General features: G+C 52.3%; 9 protein-coding genes and 1 pseudogene. 5 read left to right on the top strand and 5 right to left on the bottom strand.

All coding sequences use genetic code 11. The features are described 5' to 3' along the window. Positions 1 to 3 precede the first annotated feature (3 nt). Positions 4 to 2,331 carry a hypothetical protein gene (locus G7Y52_RS05930; RefSeq protein WP_241159613.1) on the bottom strand — a complete coding sequence of 776 codons (2,328 nt, stop codon included), beginning with the start codon at positions 2,329 to 2,331 and terminating at the stop codon, positions 4 to 6. Positions 2,332 to 2,349: 18 nt separating this feature from the next. Here G7Y52_RS05930 and G7Y52_RS15210 point away from each other — a divergent pair, with 18 nt between their 5' ends. Then, complete coding sequence (locus G7Y52_RS15210; RefSeq protein ID WP_241159612.1) at positions 2,350 to 2,778, top strand: hypothetical protein; 429 nt, start codon at positions 2,350 to 2,352, stop codon at positions 2,776 to 2,778. Here the strand turns inward: G7Y52_RS15210 and G7Y52_RS05925 are convergent. The 4 genes and pseudogenes from G7Y52_RS05925 to G7Y52_RS05905 all read right to left on the bottom strand — a co-directional run bounded on the left by G7Y52_RS05925 (position 2,769) and on the right by G7Y52_RS05905 (position 9,623). Beyond that, positions 2,769 to 6,284, bottom strand: coding sequence for a helicase-related protein (locus tag G7Y52_RS05925; protein WP_165067731.1), 3,516 nt, complete (start codon positions 6,282 to 6,284; stop codon positions 2,769 to 2,771). The two genes, G7Y52_RS15210 and G7Y52_RS05925, sit on opposite strands and share 10 nt — an antisense overlap. 166 nt (positions 6,285 to 6,450) lie before the next feature. Then, the gene (locus G7Y52_RS05920) at positions 6,451 to 7,056 is read right to left on the bottom strand and encodes a recombinase family protein (protein WP_165067725.1); all 606 of its coding nucleotides are present in this window, start codon (positions 7,054 to 7,056) and stop codon (positions 6,451 to 6,453) included. Between the two features lie 34 nt (positions 7,057 to 7,090). Further along, positions 7,091 to 7,498, bottom strand: coding sequence for a protein MobC (locus tag G7Y52_RS05915; protein ID WP_241159610.1), 408 nt, complete (start codon positions 7,496 to 7,498; stop codon positions 7,091 to 7,093). A 1,383-nt stretch (positions 7,499 to 8,881) separates the two neighbouring features. After that, a pseudogene (locus tag G7Y52_RS05905) lies at positions 8,882 to 9,623 on the bottom strand (IS5 family transposase). Here G7Y52_RS05905 and G7Y52_RS05900 point away from each other — a divergent pair. The 4 genes from G7Y52_RS05900 to G7Y52_RS05885 are packed head-to-tail and all read left to right on the top strand — an operon-like array spanning position 9,546 to position 19,194. Then, on the top strand, positions 9,546 to 11,195 hold the full coding sequence (locus tag G7Y52_RS05900; RefSeq protein WP_165067563.1) for a hypothetical protein: 1,650 nt from the start codon (positions 9,546 to 9,548) through the stop codon (positions 11,193 to 11,195). The pseudogene G7Y52_RS05905 and the gene G7Y52_RS05900 overlap by 78 nt on opposite strands. Then, positions 11,188 to 13,290: a hypothetical protein gene (locus G7Y52_RS05895; protein WP_165067713.1), complete on the top strand. Its 2,103-nt coding sequence runs from the start codon at positions 11,188 to 11,190 to the stop codon at positions 13,288 to 13,290. Before G7Y52_RS05900 ends, G7Y52_RS05895 begins: the two co-directional genes overlap by 8 nt. Further along, positions 13,290 to 14,321: a hypothetical protein gene (locus G7Y52_RS05890; protein WP_165067706.1), complete on the top strand. Its 1,032-nt coding sequence runs from the start codon at positions 13,290 to 13,292 to the stop codon at positions 14,319 to 14,321. The genes G7Y52_RS05895 and G7Y52_RS05890 overlap by 1 nt, the downstream gene beginning before the upstream one ends. Continuing rightward, a complete protein-coding gene (locus G7Y52_RS05885; RefSeq protein WP_165067700.1) occupies positions 14,314 to 19,194 on the top strand; it encodes a DEAD/DEAH box helicase in 4,881 nt (1,626 codons plus the stop codon). Before G7Y52_RS05890 ends, G7Y52_RS05885 begins: the two co-directional genes overlap by 8 nt. The last annotated feature ends 158 nt before the right edge of the window (positions 19,195 to 19,352 follow it).

The following is a 19,352-nucleotide window of genomic DNA, read 5'->3' as shown; positions in this document are numbered from 1 at the left end:
AGATCAAAGCAGGGTGGCCTGGGTAGCGTGACGGGCGGCCTCACGCATGGCGCTGACTTGCTGCTGGATTTCCGGCCAGGCGACGACCAGCGTGTTGTAGGCGTAGGCTTCCTGCGTCCAGCCCTTTTGCTCCGCAAGGGCATGGAGCCGGTAGGCCAGGGCTTTGGCCCTGTCTGGCGCGGAGCCGTACATACGGGCCACAATCCGGGCGCAGGCCGTGATGCCGCCTTCCTGCATGGCGTGGGTGAGCTGTTGGGTGAGCAGCCAGAGTGTTTTTTCGCTGTCCGCAGTGGGGGCGGGTAAATCTTCCCGCTCCCGCAAATGGACGATGCCCTTTTCCGCAAAGACAAGGCCCATGTCCGCCAGCGTGCCGACGGCAGTGTTCTTGGCGCGGGCCAGCACGTCGGCTTCGCCAAATTTCATGTCGTTGAAGGCATACTGGGCATAGAGGTCGATGCAGAAACGGGAGGCAGCATCCAGATTGCCGTCCTGTTCCGCCAGGTAGGCGTCCAGTTCCTGATTGATGCTGTGCAGAGCGTTGCGCACCGTCATGGCCGATCCGTCGGCCTCCAGCACTTGCGCGTAACGGGAATACACGCCCATGCCGGGGCCAATGGCGGCCTGCGCCATGTCCACCGGCGCAATATTGCTGGCTTGCAGCTTTTTCAAGGCGGAACGCAGTTCCCGCTTCAGTTCCGCCATAAAAGAACGGCGTGGGCAGGAAGGTGCGTTTGCGGGGCGTTTGCGGCAGACAAGGACAATGGAAGAGGCGAGGGCGTTGGTATTGCTGGCAACAGAACGGTTTGCCATTTCTGTGCGCATGGGCCAGGTGCCTGTTATGGCAAAACCGGCATTGATAATGGCCGAAAGCATGGTTTCCCAGCCGGTAGAGGCTTGACTTCCTTCATCGTTTTCGCTCTGCTTGTAGGCGTAATAGATGGTGACGGGCACATCTTCCCGCGCACAGGTGTAAAGTTGGCGGCAAGCTTCCAGCATACCATGTTCAAAAAAATGGCGGGCTTTGTCTTTGTTGCCATCAAAACGGTACGGCGTGGCTACCAGTTCTTCGGTCTTGGGAACAAGCATAGTACGGAAAAGCTGAGGACAGGTGCTTTTTAAAGACTGTCTCAACCAGATATAGAAAAAATCGGAAAGGTCGGCATAGCCGATATTATCGTAGTAGGGCGGATCTGAGGAAATAACAAGATTGCGAAGTCCATAATCTGTCTGTGCGTCATGTTGGCAGGCAGTCCCTTTTATAGATGCTGGAAATTCCAGGAGACACTTAAATACCCATTCCAGCATATTGTTAAAACATCCTGATGAATTACTGAAAGGATTTCCCTCAGCATAGTCCCATACCATAGCTATGGCCTGACGCCCAAAGGTATTTCTTAAACCATCACGACTCATATCCCAACTACAAATAGATGAATTTCTATCTGACAATTTATCCACTACAAACGCCAGATACACGCCCACAGCCTGCCCGTAGGCCGTAGCGCCGTAACCGCCCTCGGCAAGCCCTTTGCCGTCATCCGCCAAGCCCGCAGCTATAGCATCTTGTGTGGCCTTTTGTTGGGCTTCGGCTACAAGATTGCTGAAGGTGGTAAGCGCGGTGAGCTGGCGGGGGGTGAAAAGGTCGGAAAAATCATTGAGACCAAACATTGGAGGACTGAACCAGCGCGGGTTCTTTGGCATTTCCCCTTGCGGGTAAGTATCCGGTTTTACAATTTGGTTTATTTTTCTATGTTCATTATCAGGAGACAGATATATTCTTCCTTTTTTCCCCTCAGCCACAACAGCCATCATTTGGGCTGACATGGCCCCAGCCTTGCCCTGTTCCCGGATATAGCGGAAAGGTACTGTTGTTCCACAACATGGACAAACAGCGCCTTGACGGTTGACCGTGCCTTCACGGTTCGGCGTGCCACCGAGATGGACTTCATAATGTGCCGTGCCGTTTTCAAAGTGCGGCTCGATCCACGCCTCTTTCCCCTTTTTCTTTGACAGCACAAAGGAGCTTGCCAGCGGCATCTCACAGCGGCAGGCCGGGTTGGGGCATTTCACAGTTCTGGCCCATTTCCAGGCAATGACGGTAGCTTTGCCGCCGCCCTGTTCCGGCGGCAGTTTCACTTTGGGGTACAGATGCCCGATGCGCCGGAAGGCTTCCTGCTTCATCCATTCGCCGTAATAGCGCACATCTTCCGCAAGGCCGGTGACGCCTTTCCAGATGCGGTCAGCTCCCATTCGTGCGCGCGTTTCGGGATTGACCGGCCTGTTGCCGGCAAACTTGGGCGGGATTTCGATCATGGCCTTGTTGATCATCACGGCCACGGGATTCAGATCGTGGGCATGGGCTTCCAGCCCCAGGCGCTGCGCCTCCAGCGGGATGGAGCCGCCGCCCGCGAAGGGATCGAGAAAGACAAGCGGCCCGTCCCCCATGTATTTTTTGATTTCGGCGCGGGCCGCGTTCAGGATGGTGTCATCGTTGGAGTTTTCCCACTTCACCAGTTGGACAAGCAGCGCGTGCAGCCGCTGCCGTTCTTTTTCCTGTTCCTCTTCGGTGGGGAACAGCTCCGGGTGAGACGAGGGATCATCCACCAGAGACGCCCAGAGAACGGCGCGTGCCGTAGCCGTCGGTTTACGCGACCACCACAGATGCAGGGTGGAGGGGTGCCCGTGGCGGATGGATTTTTCCCGTGCGGATGCCGCGTTGATGGCATCCAGCGGCAGGGCGACTTCAATGAGCTTTTTGGCGGGTTGGCTCATGGCTGATCCTCGTAGACTTTTTCCGCCCGTTCCAGCAGCGCGGTCATGCTGAAGGTGCAGCTTTCCACGGCGAAATCGGGCGGATTCACAAAGGGGCGTTTCAGGTACATGACATGCGTGCGGGAGCCGTCCACCTCCACGATGGCGAGGAGGAACTGCTCCGGCTGATTGAGGGCGGTCAGCATTTCGTTGCGGGAAACGGTCACGGTCGTGGCCCCGGCGGCCCGGCCCTTGACCTCAAGAAAGCGCAGACTGGGCTGGTCACCCGTGCGCAGGGCATCGGGCACAAGGGATTCCACGTCGTAGCCGCATTTGTGGGAGCTGACATCACGGGGGATGAAGCCAAGTTTGCGCTCCACATCCATGACCGCACGCATGGCGGCCTGCTCAATGGCTTTTCGCGCCCCGGCATCGGCGGTCACGGGGGGCGTTGTGCCGGTCAAACGCGCCAGCAGACCGGCGGGAATAATCAGCGAGCCGCCCAGCACCACCGGCGGCAGAGCCGCCATGTTCCGTTCGGCTTCCAGTTCCGTCAGGCGGGTTTCCAGCCGCGCCGTCAGTTCTTCAGCGCGTCGCGCCGCCTGCTGGGAATTGAGGCGGGCATTGCGTTTGCCGGCATTTTCCTTCTGCTTCAGTTCGGCGGCACGGTAATCCCAGTACTGAATTTCCGCGGTCAGCCGCTCTTTCACGGCCCTGGCCGTTTTTTCGATGTTCGCTTCACGCCGGGAGCAGACTTCCGTCAGATGTTCGGGAATGAGGTGCGTGACGGCATGACTGAGGGCACGCTGTTCCACGTCGTGGCACAGCCAGTCCTGATCGGCGGCCCAGGTCAGAACGGCCTGCTGTTCCCCGGCGGTGGCGGGGCGATAGTCCAGATAGGGGGCGTAGCCTGCGTCGGAGGCATTTTCTTCCGCGTCAAGCTCCACAAAATGAAGGCGTTGGGAAATGACGCGCTTGCCCCCGCCGGGCAGGGTGAGCCCGTCCTGAATGGTATGTTGGATGGAAAAAAGCAGGCGGGCCGTGTCGCCCGGATCGCTGTCGTCAACAAGAACCGCGCCGCGCTTGAGGACATCGCTGGAACGCTCAAGAAGCACATCCAGCACAGCTTCCAGCAGGGGATGGCCGGGGCCGATCAAGGCCGCGGGCACGGCTCTTGGCAGGTTACGATACGCCTTATCAAAACAGATCCGTTCGTATCGCTGCAAAACCGGTTCGCCATAGCCGATCAGCATGTCGCGGCCGCGCACCACGGCGGGGACAAAGGAGATTTCATACCGCCCTTTTTCCCGCGCGGCCATTCTGCCGCCAAGCTCGCGGAATGCCTCCCTGAAAAATGCCTCAATGAAATGGGGCTGGAGCCGGCGCGCCTCCTGCCGTTCCATGTCTTCACGGATGGCGGCCACAGTGTGGGCGTCCATCACATCGTCAGTGAGGGCGTGTTCCCGCACCAGCCTGAGCAGAGCCTCCCGATCAAACGCGCCGTCGACGATTCGTGCAATTTCGGCCTGAACATCGTGTTCATTGCCGTGCCGGACGGCTTCGATGAGCAGTTCGCGCAGGGGGCGGTTGTTGAACGAGACCTTGCCGAGAATGTCGAAGACCTTGCCGCCCAGGGCGGCCTTTTCCTGTTCCAGCTTTTCAAACAGGCGATTGAACACCTGCCCCTCGCGGGTTTCGGAGGCCACCAGATTCCACAGCCAGCAGACTTTGCTCTGGCCGATGCGGTGAATGCGGCCGAATCGCTGCTCCAGCCGGTTGGGATTCCACGGCAGATCGTAATTCACCATGAGATGGGCACGCTGAAGGTTCAGACCTTCACCGGCGGCGTCCGTGGCCACGAGGATGCGCACGTCCTTGTCCTGCCGGAAGCGTTCTTCCACCTTGCGCCGTTCGTCGCGGAGGATGGAGCCGTCTATGTTTACCACGGCGTCGTCAGTGCCGAGCAGGGAACGGATTTTCCCCGTCAGATAGCGCAGGGTGTCGCGGTGTTCCGTAAAAATGATGAGCTTTTCGCGAAAGCCGTCCGGGCTGAACATGCAGTGTTCATCCTGCAGGAGACTGGAAAGCTCCTCCCATTTTCGATCCGTCCCTTTGGCGCGGACGGCATCGGCCAGGCGTTCCAAATGGCGGAGCGTCGCAATTTCGGCTTCCAGCTCCGCAATGGTGGACGCGGCGCTGGCCCTGTCCGCCACCTGCTCCTCAACGCTTTCGCGCTCGTCGGCGGAGAGCTCGTCCTCGTCGTAGTCCTCCAGAGTTGTGAGGGGCTGGCTGTCGCCCTTGCTCCGTTGCCCGATCCTTTCTTCGTTCAGTCTGTCTTCCAGCCGTTCCCGGCGGCGGCGCAGGGACTGGTAGATGGCTTCGGGCGAGGAAGCCAGCCTGCGTTGGAGCACGGTCAGGGCAAAGCCCACGGTGGCGCGCCGCTCGCTGTTCAGGTTGTCCGCCCGGTTGAACTCGCTTTGCACATAGGAGGTCACGGCCTCATAAAGTCTGGCCTCGTCCGGGGAAAGATCGTAGTTGACGGTCACGGCATGGCGTTCCGGGAAAAGCGGGGAGCCGTCAAATCTGAGCAGTTCCTCCTTGACCAGACGGCGCATCACATCGGACACGTTGACGGCCTGCGCTCCGGTTCGGGCCACGCCGCCAAAGCGATCCTGATCCACAAGGGAAAGAAAAAGCTGAAAATCTTCTTCCTTGCCATTGTGGGGTGTTGCCGTCAGCAACAGAAAATGCCGGGCAATGCCGGAAAGCAGCCGCCCAAGCTGGAAGCGCCGGGTCATTCTGACTTCGCCGCTCCAGACTGTGGCCGACATTTTGTGCGCTTCGTCACAGACGATGAGATCCCAGTCCGTGACGCGGAGCTTTTCCTGAAGAGCGTCGTTGCGCGCCAGCTTGTCCAGCCGCGCTATGGCCAGCTTGACCTCTTCAAAGGCATTGCCCGTGACGGCGGATTCCAGCCGTTCGTTGGTCAGGATGTCAAAGCGAAGGTGAAATTTGCGGAAAAGCTCGTCCTGCCACTGCTCGGCCAGACTGCCGGGGCTGACAATGAGGCAACGCTTGAGATCGCCGCGGGCCATCAATTCCTTGATGAACAGGCCCGTCATGATGGTTTTGCCCGCGCCGGGGTCATCGGCAAGGACATAGCGCAGGGGAATGCGGCCCAGCATCTCCTGATACACGGCGGAAATCTGGTGGGGAAGCGGCTCTATGTCGGAGGTATGAACGGCGAGATAGGGATCAAACAGATGGGCGTAGTGGATGCGCCAAGCTTCGGAGGCAAGGCGCAGTTGCGCGCCGTCGGCATCAAAACTCCAGGGAAGGCTGGCCTCCTGCAGCGTCAGCGAGGCTTCATTCTCGCGATAGAGCAGCCGACTGCCCAGCTCCCCCTTGCTGTTCCTGTATGTGATGTTCAGAACGGCGTTGCCGTACCATTGCGCGGCCACAATGGTGACGGCATCGTGCGTGTCAATGCCAAGAACAATGCTTCCGCTTGTGAGATCCTCAAGGCGAACCACCCCATGCCACCTCGCGGTGGGTGGCGGCTAAGTGTACCTGACCGCCAGGAGGAGGCTTGCAGTTTGAGTTTGTCCAATGACAATTGACCAAGTATTTTTTATAGTCTAAAAACAGCCCGATAATAACAAACAAGCGGGTGGCGGTCAGGTACACTTTATCGGCATATTATGGACAATCTTTTTTGAAGGATTCCGCGCGGGTACGGAATGTGGAGCGGGCCATGCCCGATCTTTTCGCCGCTTCCGATGTCGAGATGACGCCCTCCGTCCACAAGACGTATGTTTCCGGAAAATTGGGAGGAAGGGGCCGTGGCTCGTGGCCAAAGCGCACGCCGCGCTGCTTGGCGGCGGCAATGCCTTCAGCCTGCCTGTTGCGGATGTTCTCGCGTTCGTTCTGTGCCACAAAGGAAAGTACCTGCAAGACAAGATCGGCAATGAACGTGCCGAGCAGGTTCTTGTCCCGCCGGGTGTCGAGCAGGGGCATGTCCAGGACAAGGATGTCCACGCGCTTTTCCCGGGTCAGCACGCGCCATTGCTCCAGAATCTCCTCATAGTTTCTGCCCAGTCGATCAATGCTGGTGATGCAGAGCAGATCGCCGGGCCTGAGCTTTTTGAGCATGGCCTGGTATTGCGGCCGGTGAAAGTCCTTGCCCGACATCTTGTCCATGAAGATGCGGTCGGGCGGTATGGCCTGCTGTTCCAGGGCGATGCGCTGCCGGATTTCATTCTGATCCACGCTGGATACGCGGATGTAGCCGTAGGTCTGTTCCATAGGGTTGTCCTTTTGCATCGGTTCACAGTTGATCTCACCGATGGTTTTGCGGATGATCCGGGGGAAGGTTCGGCCCCCAAAGCGACTTGGGCCTGTCATTGTTCTGTGCGGGGCTGGGGGGTATGGCTGGGGCCTTCGCCGTGGTTGAAGCGGGCCGGGGCGTGTCTTTCTTCTTGGTTTTCTGGCCTTCCCGTTGCCGTCGGGCTTCGGTCAGATATTTGGTCAAGGTTTGGGCCTTCACCTCGATCCCCTTCTCGCGCAGCTTTTCGACAAGTTCCTGGGTGTCAAAGCCACGCTTTTTCATCCGCTCCAGCGTCGGGGCAAGGGTGAAAATGGCCTGCTTCACGGTCATGGCGCGGTTTCCGTCCAGCGTGACAACGGCGGGCTTGAGCCTGGCAAACTCCTGTCGGATTTCTTTCAGTTGGCTGGCTGTGATGCTCATGTTTTTTTCTCCTGTGATTGACGGGGAGATGTCCCCGGTTTTGTCTTTTGCCTTTGGCGGTCAAGCGGCACGCTTGCCCACGACTTCCCGCAGGGAAGTATAGTGGGCTATGCTAGAAATATTTAATTTTTATTTATATCAGTATATTAAGATTTGGCATAAGCTATAATACCCCCAAAAAATACCCCTAAAAAAGTTGGATGCATATGGACAGGATAGCCCGACAGTGGACTGTCTTCTCAAACATGTTCTAACTTATTTTATAGTGATTATAAGATGGCTTATATAACCCGTGTCATGGAGGAAGGCTATGCGGCATATCCAGACGACGACACCTCTCAGCGGCGGGCCTGCGCGGCCTTGGTGTCAACCGCAGCACTGTCCGACGCCCCTTGCCGCCAGATCGGGATTGGAAACTGACCAAGGACGCCGACGTTTCGGCGAACGGCTGCATATCCTTTTACGCCGTGAGGGGCTTGTGGTGAATCACAAGCGGACGGAGCTGTGTATCGTGAGGAGGGACTGTCGTTGCGCCTGCGCCACATAAAAAACGTCCAGGTTTATGCGGTCATGCCTGCCGATGTCCGGCGGCCCGAACGAGCAATGGGATATGGTTTTTGTCAGCGACAGTCTGATATCGGGGCAGCGCATCCCTTTTTAAGCATCCTTGATCTCCGGGACAGGTCAACTCCAGCCCTGAAAGTGGATGTATCGCTTTTCGGCCAACGGGTGGTGGGGTATTGGAATGCCTGCAGGGACGTTTGGCACGCAGACTCCGCACGAACAACGGCCCTGAGTTCACAGGTCTGGCGTTGGATGTCTGGCGCGCGTAAACATGGCGAGAGCATGGAGCACAGCCGTCCCGGCAAACCGACGGATAACGGATTTGTGGAAAGCTCCAACAGCAAACTACGGGATGAATGTCTGAACCGAAATGTGTTCGAGTTCGTGCCCGGAGCGCATCTTCGAGGATTGGCGGGGCACCAGTCATGAAAAATAACCCATTGAAATTCTCATGATATTCAGCTTGTTGGGAATATGGTGCCGCAGGGGATACCATCTGTCAAACTGGCTCATGAGGATTCGGGGGCAGCATGCCCCAAGCGGGCTGCATATATTTCAAAGTGAGCCACTACCAGAAAACTCAGGGTATGACTTTTAGAGTGAAATTTCTTTCACAACTATGTAAAATAAAACGAATTTTCTTAAGAAAATCATCTCAAAAATGAAACCCTCAGAAAACTTTACCTCTTTGAAATTTTTTGCGCCCATGTTATTCCTGAACCTAATCCAAAGCGGGGGATGGGTTCTTCTTCTTCATGCTTTTTATGCTCATTTATCGCTATGGTAATTTTATTGATATATGATTTTTAGTGTGTGTCGTTATTTGATTTTAGCCCAGATAGCTATGCAGCGAATATAAACTGCAGCAAGGAATGAGGCGGTATTTTTTGCATATCTGGTAGCCACACCTCGCCACTGTTTCAAAAATTGAAATGAATTTTCAACCAAATGTCTCAATTTATACAAGTCGTTGTCATGATCGCGTTGTTTTTTCCGATTTTTGCGTGGTGGGATGACCGCTGTCAATCCATTTTCTTCCACCGTTTCCACGAAAGCATCGCTGTCATAACCTTTATCCGCAAGCAGATATTCGGCGTCAATCCCTTCTATGAGACTGCAAGCCTTCGTACAATCAGCGACGGTACCTGACGTGACAGCCATTCGGACCGGCATACCATGCGCATCCAGGGCCAGATGTATCTTTGAGTTAATCCCCCTTTTGTGCGTCCCATATCCTGGCTGCCGCCTTTCGCGCCCATTCCATCATGATGAGTCTTTATATATGAGGCATCAATCATAAGCCATTCAAAATCTGGTTCATCTATCAATATTTCGAGAAGTTTTTCCCATACACCCTTGTCCCGCCAACGGCAAAATCTGCGATGTGTATTTTTTCAGTCACCAAAATCAGGGGCAAATCTCGCCATGGCGCGCCAGTTCGCAAAATCCAGAAGACTGCATTTATAAAGACTTAGGATGTCATATGGCGCTTTCCCACGTTTTTATGTGGAAGGATAAATACGGATATCAACCGGTGACGGTTGACGAGGCGGTGGAGCATTATACTTATACTGTCTCTGCTAAAAGCAAGCTTTTTATCTGCGGTATTTGTGGGCAAGGGGTAACCCTTACCGCAGGAGAGAAAAAGATTAGACACTTTCGCCATGATCAGGCGGCTCAGAACAAGGAATGCGAGGATCGTTCCCAAGCGTATGAGTATAGTCAGTCTACAAATCGTCTTCCAGCAAAAATACAAACACTTCCACTTCGATTGATACGAGAATCAGGACACTGGAGACTGGAACTCGGATTGCTGGCACTTCAAGAAACAGCTTTAAAAAAATATGGCCAGAAACTACTTTGTATTTTGAATAGTAAGGGGAAAAAGTACAAGTATAATCTTATAGAGCGCCTCTATCCGAACCGGCTTACATGGGTCAATGTAGGGGAACAATCTTCAGAATATTTTCAGCTTTTTTTTAGTGATGGTTCTTCGCTGCCTCCGCTCTGGCCTCAGCGGATAGACGGGCTGGACGACATTACGCTATTTGAAGCCGAAACCGGTCGTCGTCTGCCGTTTTTCACTGATGTGGAGGTAGCTAAAGAATATCTTGCGGTCATCCGTGGACGTTTTGATCCAGGCAGTAGACTTGATGTACGTGCCGATCGGGTATTAGAACATGGCTGGCATGGCTATGATATATACCGTGTGCAGGCTCTTCGCTTCAGCAAAGAGGCTGCAAGCTTTTTTATTCGTCTTAAGGCGAATCTCAAAAAGCAAGTTCCGCTTATTTTTCCCCTATGGCCTGTGGTCATACGTACGCCTCACCTTATCTATCACGACGCCGATGAGCTTTTTGTTTTCCTGGGAGGCGAAGGCATAGGTAAAGAGATAAAGGTTCAGGCTTTCCCTTCTATTTCACTAGTGTCAACCGTGGAGCGAGAAACGGCACGTCTTATACGTTTTGCCTGCGGGATACGGAAACAGATGGTGTCAGGCGGTTCCGACACTCCGCTTCTTCAACTGGGGCGATTCTCTCATCCCTTGCATTATGATTATTTTATTCGGCAATCTTTTGATCAGACGGCGTCTCTGCCCAAGGTAACAGTGACGGATCACAAGGGAAACGAACTGGAAGGCGACTGGTTGGAAGGCCTTCGCCCCGGAACACGACTCTATGTGAAAGGGCCGTTTGACGGTGAAGTCTGGCTGCAGAGCGGAGGCTCACCGCTGGTGGACAGACGTACTCTGAAAGGCGGCGAAGATCTGGAACTGAAAGCGGGGATGGGGCAGACGCTGGTTATTTTTCAGGGGCTGGATTGTGTGCGAACCATCGTGTTCGCTCGTCCCGGCCAGAAAAGACAGGGTACGGAAGCTCCAGAGCAAACGAAAAATGGCAGTGCTGTCGGATGGACGGATACGCAGCTTTGCCGACGTTTGAGACGCATGACTGGAGATGAAGTGGAGGCCTCCCGCCCCTTAGCGGAGTTTATCCATTTTTTTAGAGGATGGCGTTCAGTGGAAATGTGGCTGCGGCAGAGGCAAGCCAAGGGGAATATTTCCAAAAGAGCGAAGACTCTGCTGTATACGGTGATGCAGGAAAAAGAAAAAAGGGGGAAAAATAATGTATGAATATGAAAAAATTATTTCTATTTGTGAAATAACCGGTGAAGATAATAGAATGACACGTCTTGCCGATATTAAAGACGGATATCTTTCGCTGCCTAAAATCGATGGTTCATATAAAGGATATCAAAGAGACAGACTTTTTTACAATCAACAGAAGACCCCTATGACTTCAGGACAACTTGGGGTATGGGAATGGTATGTTGATGAGAATGACCGAGTTATAAGTACCTATTTAGACGGGTATGAAGATACGTTCTTTGAAGTTATTAAGAAATATTCCACATTTTCAAAGGAAGCTCTAGCCAAACAACTGAAGGAAGGAGTAGATCTTCCTGATTGTAAGCATAATAGATTGATTTTATTCAAAAAAAAACTAAATCAAAGTGATAAAGAAAACTATTCTGCTGAATCTAACAGAATTTTGAATGCAGTATTATGCAAATCTTTTCAGTGGAAAGTTTTTCAAGATAGAATTCGCCTAAAGAATGACGTGTATTACTTACCATGTTTTAACATATATGAAGGAAATATTTTAAATATAGATATATATAATAATAGATCTAGGCGATATCTATACTATCGTTATAAATTGCCAGAAAAAAATGAGTCTATGTTCATATCTCATCCAAATGATGTAATTAAACAATTACTTATTGAAAAACTAAATAAACGCTATCTTATGAAAAATGGTATATATCGCAAGGGAGTAAAACAGATCCATGAATTAATCAAACAATTTCCTAATGAAGAAATACCTGAAAAAATTTTATCTTATTATCCAATTACTTTTGAAGAAGCAAAAGAGATCTGGAATATATTTCAAAATAAGCTTGATCAGTTTGTTCAAGGTGATGATATAGATAGTAAAATACTTAAATCTCTTTTGAAAGAGGATGATATATTACGACAAAGACTCAAAGATGAATGGTTAGAAGCTTATGATTCTGAGTTAAAGCAAGAAAAAGAGAAAATTTTTAAGGAACAAGAAATATATGCTGATCGTCGCAGAGAGCTAGAGCAGAAAAAACAGGAACTGGAGAACGTTTACTCAGAACATCAAAAGAAATTGGCGTTGATACAGCAAGAAATGAAGGATGCGGAAGAACGCCTAGAAAAAGCAAAGGAAAATGCGGTATATTACGAGCAGTTAAGTGAAAAAAGCCTGTGTCTGGTACGGGAGAAGCTCAATCTTGCCCGTAAAGAGGCGGCCGAATTTCTTGCGGATCTGGCTCTGTTCGGAACTTCAGAAAAAAATGCAGATGCGGCGTCTTCTTATGCCAGCAGTTCCGATCCGTTTTTCTTCCAGTCGGGAAAACCGACGGAAGATCAAGAAGATGTGCGAAATACGGAAGAAAGTCTGGAACTGCTGCAGGATAACTTGAAAATGGTCGGTGCGGCGCATGAGAAGGAACTGGCGCATTTCCTGTATGGAGCCTTTCAGAGCCGTATTCCTCTCCTGTTGGCCGGTCCGCAGGGGGCGGCCGTAGCGGATGCGCTTTCTTGCGCCATGACGGGACACCATGCCGCTGTACTGGACTGCTGTGGGGCATGGACGCCGACGGTATTGGAATGCGTGCTGCATGATGATACTGCTGTCATCGTGGTGAAGCATCCTTTTTTGCATCGCTGGATCGATCAACTGATTCCTGAATTGGAAGATACGGGGAAGATGTGGATATTTGTTCATCCCTATGCCGATGATCTGCCTCTTGAACCTGTCAGTCTATATTCTTACATTTTTCCGCTGGTGCTCGACATTTTTATTACCGGCAAGACTTCCGGCTCCATGGTCGGATGCCGCAGAAGCAGCGAATATCATCAATCCGGAAAGTGCGAAGATGTGAAGAATATGGTAAACTCAATAAAATTCTTGAGCCGGAAACCTACTTTAAAAAACAATGTTAGAGAGCTTACGGCATGGGCCTGTGCCACGATGAATGAAAGATACAAGGAATTTTTCCATTTTTCTTGTCTGCTCTTTCCTTTTGCGGTGGCGTTGGATCGAAAAAATAAGTTTCTTGAAAAGCTTGGATCCGAAAATAACTTGAGTTCTACAGATCGACGCTTTCTTGAAGGCGCTCTGGGAGAACAATCCTGATGAATGAAGCTGAAATCTTTGAACGTATATCCCAGGATCTTGGCATAGACAAAGAAGTCTCTGAACCGGTTGAATATTGGTATTGTCGCCTTGCATACAGTGCCGCCGCAGTGCGCGGTCTGACCTTCCTCTGGGAGCAGGAAGAGAATCAGGATGAAAAAAGCGTATCGTTGAAGCATCTCACCTGTACGATAGAGCAAACTTTGGCGACTTTTCGTACATTATTCCCTCAGGTAGGCAAGGTTCTGGATTCTTTCGAGAGGCAAACGAAAGAAAAGCTGTCAGTGAAGATATGCGATATTCTTCGGAACGGCGGATGCTTCTACCATAAAGAGTTTCGTGCCGCCCCAGCCGCTCCGTCCTGTGCCTTCAAGAGTGGGGTATCTTTTCTGCGGGGACTTCGTCCTGGAGAAGTATGCCCCATAAGTGGGGCCGGGTTTTACCGAAAAGAAATGTCTAACAAATCGAACAGGGACATTTTTTCCATGTTTGGGCTGCGGGCGTTGTCCTCGGAGGAAAATTTGGAGCGACTGGAAGAGTCTTTGCGTGAAGAACGCCGGCACACTCTGGAAGGCCGGGAATTTTTGTGTCTTGATCCTTCTTTTCTCCGCCAGGGCTATTGGAAGAATACGCCGGATAAGGAGATACTCTCCCTGATGAGGAGGAAGAAGGGGGATCACTCCTATGCCTTATATCGTTTTGACGGGAGCACCTTTTACTGCCGTGCCCTGCCAGAATATTGGAATGAGAAAAAGCATTATGTCGCTCTGGCGGCCGCCATGCTTGCCCGACGCGGTTTACCTCCTTTTGAGGTGAAAACTGTCGGAAAACTTGTTTTTGTGAAACCGGGGTATCTGCTTCCGCCAGCGGAAGACGCTTTTTTCCGTCTGTACAGCTGGCCTGACCTGGCTCCGAACCAGAGAGACAAGGGGCCTTTCGCTCCCCGTATCATGGCCGGGGAGATCTATACGGCATTTCATGACATCATGACCCATCTGGGCTACCGGTTTAAGGAGACTTCACATGTCTGAAGGTATTCTTGGTTCCCACGCCGTACTTAAGAATGCTTTGAAAGATTATATCATCACCCATCTTCGCAGGAGTCCGGTTCTTTTGGAAGCGCTGCAGGAAAGGTTGGATGAACACGGAATTTTGTTCCGTGAGCCATATATTGAGTCTTCGGCGGAGTATGAAAAGGTGCCGGACGGCATCTCCTTTGCGGATATCCCAAACTGGATGCGAGATTTTTTTTCTTGTCTGGTACACGATAAGCTCGGCGTCTATTCCAGTCCTTTTCGACATCAGATCAAAGCGTTGGAAAAAGCCGTTGCGGGGAAGGATTTGTTCGTGTCTACGGGTACGGGATCCGGTAAGACAGAGTGTTTCATGTGGCCGCTCATGGCCGCACTGATTCGTGAGGCGCATGATGCTCCTCAAACGTGGGAAAAGCGCGGCGTACGCTGTATCATCATGTACCCCATGAACGCTCTCGTTTCCGACCAGATAAGCCGTCTGCGCCGTCTGATGGGAGATGAAAGAGGATGTTTTGTGAAGCATTTCCGGGCCTGTGCGGGGAAAGAGGCGCGCAGGCCGCAGTTTGGTATGTACACGGGGCGTACCCCGTATCCAGGTTCGGTCTCAAAGGGATATCAGGATAAAGAACTCGCCCGGACGCTGAAACGTGTTGTCGATACGGAAGGGAATGCCTATATTGAAGAGCTGAAGAAGCAGGGACGTATTCCGGCTAAAGCAGATCTTTCCGCCTTTGTGGAACATTTAAGTTTTGGGCGACATGTAACCGATCCGGAAGATGCGGAACTCATCACCCGCTTCGAGATGCAGGGCGTGACCCCGGATATCCTCATTACCAACTATTCCATGTTGGAATATATGCTGTTTCGTCCACATGAACGCGGCATATGGGACGATACCCGTGCGTGGTTGTCTGCTTCACAGACAAATCGTCTGATTTTCGTTATTGATGAAGCTCATATGTATAAGGGAGCTTCGGGCGGTGAAGTCGCACTTTTGCTGCGCCGTCTGTTCCACAAGCTCGGCATCTCCCGCGAGCGCGTGCAGTTCATTCTGACCACCGCCAGTATGCCTGACGCCAATGAACAAGATCAAAATGCCGTGCGTGAGTTTGCAGGTCGTCTTACGGCTTCCAAAGGTGAAGGATTTTGTCATCTTACCGGATCAAGGAAAGTTCTGCCTGAGGCACATAGAGACATCCCAGCGAAACATATTGCCGCTTTTTCGGCCTCTGAATTGAGCGAAGGTGAAAATCTGACGGACACTCTGAACAGATTTTGGGGTGCTTACCGGAAAGGTGAGCTATTTGCGTCTGTTGCGGAAGCCGAAGAATGGCTGTTTGAACACCTGACGGAATACCGGCCATTCCGTGAGCTTATGGGGCTGTGCCGAGGTACGTCGGTTGCCCTTTCAGAGCTGGCTTCCACCATCTTTCCGAATACCGCCTTGGATCAGGCGTTGCCGATGACAGGCACACTTCTTTCCATGCTTGCACTGGCCCGGAAGAACGGAGATATTCTGTTTCCTGTGCGGGCGCATATGTTGTTTCGAGGTATACAGGGACTTTTCGCCTGCTCCAACCCGGACTGTCCGCATTCTTCAAGCGTAGGAGGGATCACGCTGGGAGAAGTGACCTTCTCCAGCGGACAGGCCACTTGCCCGCATTGCGGCGGCATGGTCTATGAATTGTATCGTGATCGTCGCTGCGGTGCGCTGTTTTTCAAGGGATACATTCTTGAAGAACAGTTCAGACATAGAGGCTTGGCATATCTCTGGAGGCTTCCCGGGCAGTGGATGGACAGGACGCTGAAAGAGATTCATCTTTACATACCGCCAAAGGGCTCTACGGCCCTGAAGAGCTCGGGCAAGTCTAAGATCACCCCCTGTTATCTGGATACACGCAACGGCTTTCTGCATATCGGCGATGACACTCCCCAGGGGCGACCCGCTATCCGAAAACTTTACTACTGTCCCGGCTTTGAAGATGCGGGAAGGCCGCACCTCAAAACGTTTCATACCTGCCCGCACTGTGGACGGCGTTTGGGGCCGAATCAGATCCTGAATTTTGCTGTGCGTGGGAATTTCCCTTTCTATAGTCTCATTCGGGCGCAGTTTGAAACTCAGCCGCCGGTTCCGGGAAAGACGGGAAAAACGGAGTTTCCTAATGAGGGCCGCAAGGTACTGCTTTTTTCCGACAGTCGTCAGGGAGCGGCAACATTGGCTCGAGACATGTCGGAGGCCTCTGATCTCACTGCCGCGCGTCAGCTTTTTGCCTTGGCATTAAAAAGAATGTCGCAGGAGCACGAGTCGCAGACCCTGAACGATTTGTACGGATATTTCGCCCTTGAGGCCAAATTGCATAATGTGCATATGTTCAGCGGCAAAGACGGTCAGAGGTTTTGGGATGAAGACTGCGCGAAAGTGCTGCGCCGGATGAAGCGGGGGCGTTCTCCCGATATGGATATGGCGTCTGCCCCCGAACAGATGCAGGTACAATTGCTCAGACTCTTTTGTTCAGGCTACAACACCGCTTCCGATATCGCCATGGCATGGCTGGAGCCGGAAGAAAAACATCTTCAGGATGCCTTGGATGAGCTGGAAGACGATGGCATCCTGACCGGCAGACAGGAATTCGTCGAACTGTTCAACGCATGGATGCTGAATATCTGTCGCGACAAGCTGGCTCTTGGCCATCAGATATCGGATGAAGTCCGGGAAGAAGTGTTGCTTCCCTACGAAGGATGTGGCCTTAAGGAAGACTGGAAATTGCCTTCATCCGTGCTGCACATCATGGGGTGGCAGCAGGATTCTCCGGCCGTGAAGAAATGGCGGGGAACCCTTCAGGAAAATTTTCTCAAACGCGGCAGGGGCAATCAGGGGAGATATTATATCGATCTTTGTGCCGTGGTTCCTCGGTTTGACATGGATCATGTCTGGTATCGCTGCTCGCGCTGTTCGGGGGTGACGGCCATGCCTTTTAAGGGAGCATGTCCAAACTGCGGCGCGCCCTCCATACAGCCGCTTGCCGGTCGAGAGCTTGAAGCCTTGGAGCTGTGGAAAAAACAGATGCGGGATGCTCTCGAAGGGGCACCTATCCGCGTCATTGATACTGAAGAGCATACGGCACAGCTTTCCTACAAAGACCAGCGCGACGAGCTGTGGTCTCGCACGGAAGAGTATGAATTGCGTTTTCAAGACATAGTTGAGGAGGGCGATTCTCCCGTAGATATTCTGAGCAGCACGACAACTATGGAAGTGGGTATCGATATTGGTTCTCTTGTTGCTGTCGGCTTGCGCAACGTGCCACCCTTGCGCGAAAATTACCAGCAGCGAGCCGGCCGCGCAGGTCGTCGTGGGGCCGTCCTTTCCACCATCGTGACTTTCTGTGAAAACGGACCTCATGATGCGTTATATTTTCGAGATCCTTCTCCCATGTTTCGGGGAGATCCGCGTCGACCGTGGATAGACACACGGAGTTCTCGACTGCTCCAGCGTCATCTGTCCATGGTCGTCATTCAAGACTACTGCGAGCAGAATGGGCTGCAGGGACTGGATGAAATTCCCGCAGCGAACTTTCTGTCCACTCATATGGATAGTTTCCTAAAATTTCTTGAAAGCTGGCCTGTGTTGTGCGGCGGCATCCTGCTGGATAAGAATGTTGACATTGAGGAAAATGATTTTCGCCAAGGACTGCGACAGTCTTTAAAATCGCTTTACGAAAAGTGGCGTAAGCATCCGGAACTTTATGAATCGGCAGGACCAGTAATTCAGGCCCGCAACCTGCTTGATGCTCTGTATGAAGAGAGCATCATTCCTACCTATTCTTTCCCCAAGAACGTCGTAAGCGTGTATATCACGGATGAATCCGGTCGGCTGCGTTATCAGGTATCCCGTGGGCTGGATATAGCTATCAGTGAATATGCTCCTGGGCGTGGTATCGTCGTGGATAAGAATACCTATCAGATCGGCGGGTTGTACAGCTATGGAAGCGAACGGTATAAAATCGACGGCAAATCAAACTGGAAAAGTCCGGCCCGGTCTTTTATCGAAGATACAGCATATCTGAAACCGATCGTCCGTTGTCCTCAATGTCATTGGTTCGGCCTGGCCTCCGGCGATGAACGGCGATGCCCCTTCTGCGGATCGGAAAAACTTGAGGAAGGGCGTCCGATGCTCAAGCCATGGGGGTTTGCGCCGGTCAATGCCGAGGGCATGTCGGCTTCCCGCCTGGATGAGACGTATTCGTGGACAGAGCAGCCTTTGTACTCAACCCTGCCGGAATCGGGAAATATGGCGCTCGTGGAGGGGTGCAGATATATGCGCATGGCTGACCGGAGCGGCCAGCGCATCATTATGATGAATAGCGGTGGCGGCAACGGCTTTCATGTATGCCGGGACTGCGGAGCTGCTGTACCCTCCGTCCAGAAAAGTCGGTTGAAGAATGAAGTAGGGCGTCCCTATCGGAGTAAGTTCGGAGAAAAATGCCGTCATACGGATGTGCTGGAAGTTGATCTGGGCTATGATTTCATTACGGATATGCTCGTACTGGAGTGCAGGTTGGACAGCCATAAGATGGATACGCAACGCAACACCCCATGGTTGGAACGAGCCGCGCAGTCTCTAGCTGAAGCACTGCGCCTTCAGGTCTGTCAAAAGCTGGATATCGAGTTTACAGAACTGGTTAGTGGCTATCGTATTCGAGAGAATAAAGGCGAAGTCTTCGTTGACCTGTATTTGTATGACAGTCTTTCCAGTGGGGCAGGATACGCCGTAGGACTTGTTCCCTACATGGCTGAGATTCTTCGAAATACTGAACAATTTCTTTCAGCCTGTAAATGTGAAGATGCCTGTCATCTCTGTTTAAAGCACTAGAGCGTTTTGCTAATAAAATTAGCTAAACGCTCTGGCGACCGCGGGAGCGGACGCCCGCGCCGAATGAGCGTCCAGACCGCGTTCTGGACGCGAAATGATGGCAGCGCCGCTTTTGAAATTGAATAATTTCAAAAGCAAAATGCTCTATTGTAACCGCC

The organism is Desulfovibrio sp. ZJ200, from assembly GCF_011039095.1.
Taxonomy (GTDB): domain Bacteria; phylum Desulfobacterota; class Desulfovibrionia; order Desulfovibrionales; family Desulfovibrionaceae; genus Desulfovibrio.
This window is presented reverse-complemented; position numbering and strand designations above follow the sequence as displayed.

Bases quoted from the DNA above. Each gene is read 5' to 3' on its own strand.
- G7Y52_RS05920 (WP_165067725.1), bottom strand. From the start codon at position 7,056: ATGGAACAGACCTACGGCTACATCCGCGTATCCAGCGTGGATCAGAAT.
- G7Y52_RS05915 (WP_241159610.1), bottom strand. From the start codon at position 7,498: ATGAGCATCACAGCCAGCCAACTGAAAGAAATCCGACAGGAGTTTGCC.
- G7Y52_RS05900 (WP_165067563.1), top strand. From the start codon at position 9,546: ATGGCGCTTTCCCACGTTTTTATGTGGAAGGATAAATACGGATATCAA.
- G7Y52_RS05895 (WP_165067713.1), top strand. From the start codon at position 11,188: ATGTATGAATATGAAAAAATTATTTCTATTTGTGAAATAACCGGTGAA.
- G7Y52_RS05890 (WP_165067706.1), top strand. From the start codon at position 13,290: ATGAATGAAGCTGAAATCTTTGAACGTATATCCCAGGATCTTGGCATA.
- G7Y52_RS05885 (WP_165067700.1), top strand. From the start codon at position 14,314: ATGTCTGAAGGTATTCTTGGTTCCCACGCCGTACTTAAGAATGCTTTG.